Below are 4,160 nucleotides of genomic sequence, written 5' to 3'. Positions count from 1 at the left end.
GAACGCACGGACGGGGTAAAGTTCTAATTATCTGAGCTCCCAGGTTGGCTAATGAGCGGTAACTTATGGTTGATGGTTGACTGTTGAGTGTTGACTGTTGGCTGTTGGCTGTTGGCTGTTGGCTGTTGGCTGTTTAGTGCTAGACGCATAAATACCAAAGAAACCGGGTTTTTATGCGTTTCTGCCATCTGTAACGAAGTATTTTGGCAAAAACCCGGTTTCTGGACTACCCGTGGTTGTTTAGTCCTATGAGCGAGATATAGCCCAAACAAAAGGGCCCAGAGTTAACTCTGGGCCCTTTTAATGCTTTAAAGCGACTTTCAAACGGCTTAAACCATTGATTTTACGTCACCTTTGCGATGGAACTGGGCAGAATCGAACTGCCGTCCAAAATGGGTATTTACCTTCCGATCGTTCACAGGTTTATCCCCTCTAATCCTTGGGGCGGGAACCATCTTTATCCCAAATGGGGGGATTTTCTAGTGATTGCTTTCCCGGCTAGACGACTAGAAACGTTTAGCTAGGGCATCCGTTGGGGGTTGTTATGCTGCTGTTAACGGAGTTAAGCGGCATACACTCTAAACCAAGCTCAAGAAGTTTTTAGGCTACAGCTACGGCTTTGCGAGCGAAAGGAACGATGTTGTTCGCATTTACTATTTTGTTTGAGCCGATATTAGCGAGAGTAGACTCCCTCTCGACCTGCATCACGGAGCAGCTTTCGCCACCCTGTCGAAACCATTACAGCCCCTCGTGTTCTCTTATCATAGCGAATATTTTGTTTAACGTCAATCGATTTTGGATTGAAGATTTTGGATTGGGGATTTTGGATTGGGGATTTTGCACAAGTCGTCGATCGATACATTCACCGCAGATTTCAGGCGGATCAACACTGATTGACGCAGATAATTTCAGTCTGACGCACCGAACTTAGGTCGATCGTCCTGGATTAATGCAAATTTTCGTCCCAAACGCCGATGTAAATCCGATCGCGCTCGTTGCGTTCGATCGTCCCTTCGAGCGAACCCTTCCTAAATGTAAACCGATTTGTCCGGCGCTGCTGCACATCTCGGAACCCCTGCAAAATCTCCCGGTTGGCGCCGCCCACCATCCCGTTTAAGGCCGTTTTGACTACCAAATCGTCCACCGACGGGGCAAAAGAACCCTCTGTTTGGACTAATTTGTCGGAATCGCGATCGTAAATGTAGCCGAGAGTAATTCGGTTCGGCAATATTTCGTAAAGTGCGGTGCGAGTATTGGGCCAATAGCCCCGGCCTTGAGAGTCCGTGGGTTGTCCCAATTCCGCTAAAATCTGACTTTCCGGCGTACCAACGGCATATCCGGGGATTGTGGGATTCCTCCGATTGCTGGTTGTCGGTTGGTCGCTGGGTGCGGGCGATCGATCGGGCGGCAACTCTTTATCAACAAGTTTTTCCGTTGGTTCTTCTAGGGGTTGTGTCCCCGTGCCTTCCCCTGCCGTTGTTGGCGCTGGGGCTGGTGTTGGCGAGAAAGGAGTTTCTGCTGGGGCGGGAGCAGGAGTTTCTGCTGGGGCGGGAGTTTCCGCAGCAAGCGGCGGAGTTTCTCTGGGAGTTGGAGTTGGTGTGGGTGCGGGAATTGGTGCGGGGTTGACGCGCGCGTCTGGATCAGCAGGGGCCGAAGTGCGATCGTCCTTCGCTACCGGTGCGGGTTCGGAAGGTTGCCGGTTGAGGAAAACCCTAGCAACACCGACCAAACCTGCAACTAACAGGGCGATCGCCACGAACCCCAAAATCCACCAAATCTTGCGGTTGCTGCCCCCAGAAGACACCACAGCAGGCGCTGTTCTCACATTTGCAGGCGACTGAGCGCCGTGTCCCGGCATCACCGCCACCGTCGGCCCGGTGTCCGGCGACTGCCCGCGCAGCAGATCCAGCCACTCATCCACGCTTCCAGGGCGATTTTGAGCTTCTACCGTCATCCCCCGCATCACTGCTTGACTGACAGTCGTACTTAACTCAGGCCGCAAGTCGCGGGGTGAAGGCATCGGCTGGCTGGTACGCAAAATTGCAGCCACCGGCACCTGTGCTGTGAGCAAAGTGTAAAGCGTCGCGGCCAGCCCGTAAACATCTGTGGCGGGGGTATATTTTCCTTGGGCGAAATACTGTTCTGGCGGCGCGTAGCCGTCGGACACCATATTAGTGTGATTTTGGGTTGCACCTGCTGTAAACTCGCGGGCAATGCCGAAATCGATCAGCACAACTTCTTGGGTGTTTTGGCGTAGCAGAATGTTTTGCGGCTTGACATCTCGATGCAGCAAACCCTTTTGATGAACTGCTTTCAAAGCAGCGCCAATTTGAGTTATGTAGAGAATTGCTAGATTTTCTGGGAGGGGATTGTTTCCACCGACTACCTCGGCCAAATTCTGACCGGCAATGTAGTCCATTACCATGTAGGGCTGTCCGTCTTCGACAAAGAAGTCGCTGACGCGGACAATATTCGGATGGATGCAGGAAGCCAACCGCCTCGCTTCGTCTTGGAATTTGCGATCGAATTCGGCAAAATTTGGATCGCGCCGCAGAGATTCGTTTAGGGTTTTAATGACTACAGGCTGTCCTAAGTAGCGGTGATTGGCCCGGAAGGTAATCCCAAAGCCGCCCCGCCCCAGTTCTTGTTCTAGGGTGTATTTTCCACCTTGTAAACTTTTGCCGATTAGCGCATCCATAGTTTCGGGCGATCGCACATCAAATAATATCGCTGATTATGGCACGTATGGTGGGCCTAGTTACCAGTCTCAAGGGCGATCGCCTCTCCCTAGTGTTGGGTTGCATTCTCAGATCCTAGATGTAGCGCCGAGTTTTCCTCATGGTTGGTCAAAAATGTGCTTATTAACGATAAGAAGTTAGTTTTGATAATATAGCGTTGAAGAGTATTCAGTATTAACGGAACCGATAACAATGGTCATTGGAACTAGAGGAGGTCAATATGTGGAACAGATTGCGGGTTACAAAGCCTTTATACCTAATCCACTACCACCTACACCTGAAATTATTATGGATCCCGAAATGTGGCATCTACTGTCTCAGGCAGATCGTGCATTGGGTAGACTAGATGGAGCAACCGATGCTCTACCAAATCCAGATCTCTTTGTGTTTATGTATGTTCGGAAAGAAGCAGTTCTATCGAGCCAAATTTAAGGTACACAAGCATCTTTAATCGATGTCCTAGACTTTGAATCTCACGCTTTGGAACCAGAAAATCCTCAAGAAGTAGCTGAAGTTGTAAACTATATCGGTGCTATTAACTATGGTCTTGAGCGGCTCAAGAGTTTGCCTGTATCTTTGCGATTAATTCGAGAAATTCACAAGCAGTTAATGCAAGGAGTCAGAGGTGCTGAGCGCGATCCAGGAGAGTTTCGTCACACCCAAAATTGGATTGGTGCAGGAGGATGTTCGTTGGCGGATGCCACTTATGTTCCTCCTCCACCCCATGAAATGCTCCAGTCTCTAGATAATTTGGAGAAGTTTTTGCACAGTCCACAACCTATCCCTACCTTGATTAAAGTTGGATTGGCTCATGCTCAGTTTGAAACAATTCACCCTTTTCTAGATGGTAATGGAAGAACAGGGCGATTATTAATTACGTTTCTGTTGTGCGAACAGAATATACTACAACGCCCACTACTCTACATCTCTCACTATTTCAAGAAATATCGCTCTGAATACTACGATCGTCTTCAGGCTGTCAGAGACAGTGGCAACTGGGAAAGTTGGCTAAAATTTTTTCTGCGGGGTGTTTATGAAGTAGCTCAGGAAGCTGCCGCTACTGCCCGCAAAATAGTCAACTTAAAAGAAGAACATCGCCAATTGGTACTCAACGCAATGGGGCGGCGATCTGGTAATGCGATCGCATTGCTTGAGAGCCTTTATTTCAGACCAATCTTTACAGTAGAACATGTTGAAGAAATTACGAGGTTGTCATATCCCAACGCTAACTCCTTAATTAAAGCTCTTAGTGATATAGGTATTTTGGAAGAAATCACTGGACAAAAACGTAATCGAGCATTTTCTTATGCGACCTATCTAGCTGTTTTCCGTGATTCTTAGCAACAAATTCATTGGATTCCTCAAATGCAGCAAATAGGTGTTAATTCTTACTCACCACTCCAAATGCCGATCGCACTCTAC

The 4,160-nt window shown here is 48.7% G+C and carries 4 protein-coding genes and 1 other RNA gene; 2 read left to right on the top strand and 3 right to left on the bottom strand.

All coding sequences use genetic code 11. From position 1 onward, the window contains the following. Positions 1-23: 23 nt before the first annotated feature. From WBA89_RS18350 to WBA89_RS18340, 3 genes are all read right to left on the bottom strand, one after another. Complete coding sequence (locus WBA89_RS18350) at positions 24-188, bottom strand: hypothetical protein (protein ID WP_424408647.1); 165 nt, start codon at positions 186-188, stop codon at positions 24-26. 169 nt (positions 189-357) lie between these two features. After that, positions 358-748: a transfer-messenger RNA gene (ssrA, locus tag WBA89_RS18345) on the bottom strand. 198 nt (positions 749-946) lie between these two features. After that, on the bottom strand, positions 947-2,698 hold the full coding sequence (locus WBA89_RS18340) for a serine/threonine protein kinase (protein WP_424408646.1): 1,752 nt from the start codon (positions 2,696-2,698) through the stop codon (positions 947-949). Between the two features lie 232 nt (positions 2,699-2,930). On the opposite strand from WBA89_RS18340, the gene WBA89_RS18335 reads away from it, so the two are divergent. Beyond that, positions 2,931-3,170 carry a Fic/DOC family N-terminal domain-containing protein gene (locus WBA89_RS18335; protein ID WP_424408645.1) on the top strand — a complete coding sequence of 80 codons (240 nt, stop codon included), beginning with the start codon at positions 2,931-2,933 and terminating at the stop codon, positions 3,168-3,170. 48 nt (positions 3,171-3,218) lie between these two features. Further along, positions 3,219-4,079, top strand: a complete 861-nt coding sequence (locus tag WBA89_RS18330; RefSeq protein WP_424408644.1) for a Fic family protein — start codon at positions 3,219-3,221, stop codon at positions 4,077-4,079. Positions 4,080-4,160: the final 81 nt, after the last annotated feature.

Source organism: Microcoleus sp. (assembly GCF_049646505.1).
Taxonomy (GTDB): Bacteria; Cyanobacteriota; Cyanobacteriia; order Cyanobacteriales; family Microcoleaceae; genus Microcoleus.
The sequence above is the reverse complement of the archived record's forward strand: the minus strand, read 5'-3'. Positions and strand labels throughout refer to the sequence as shown.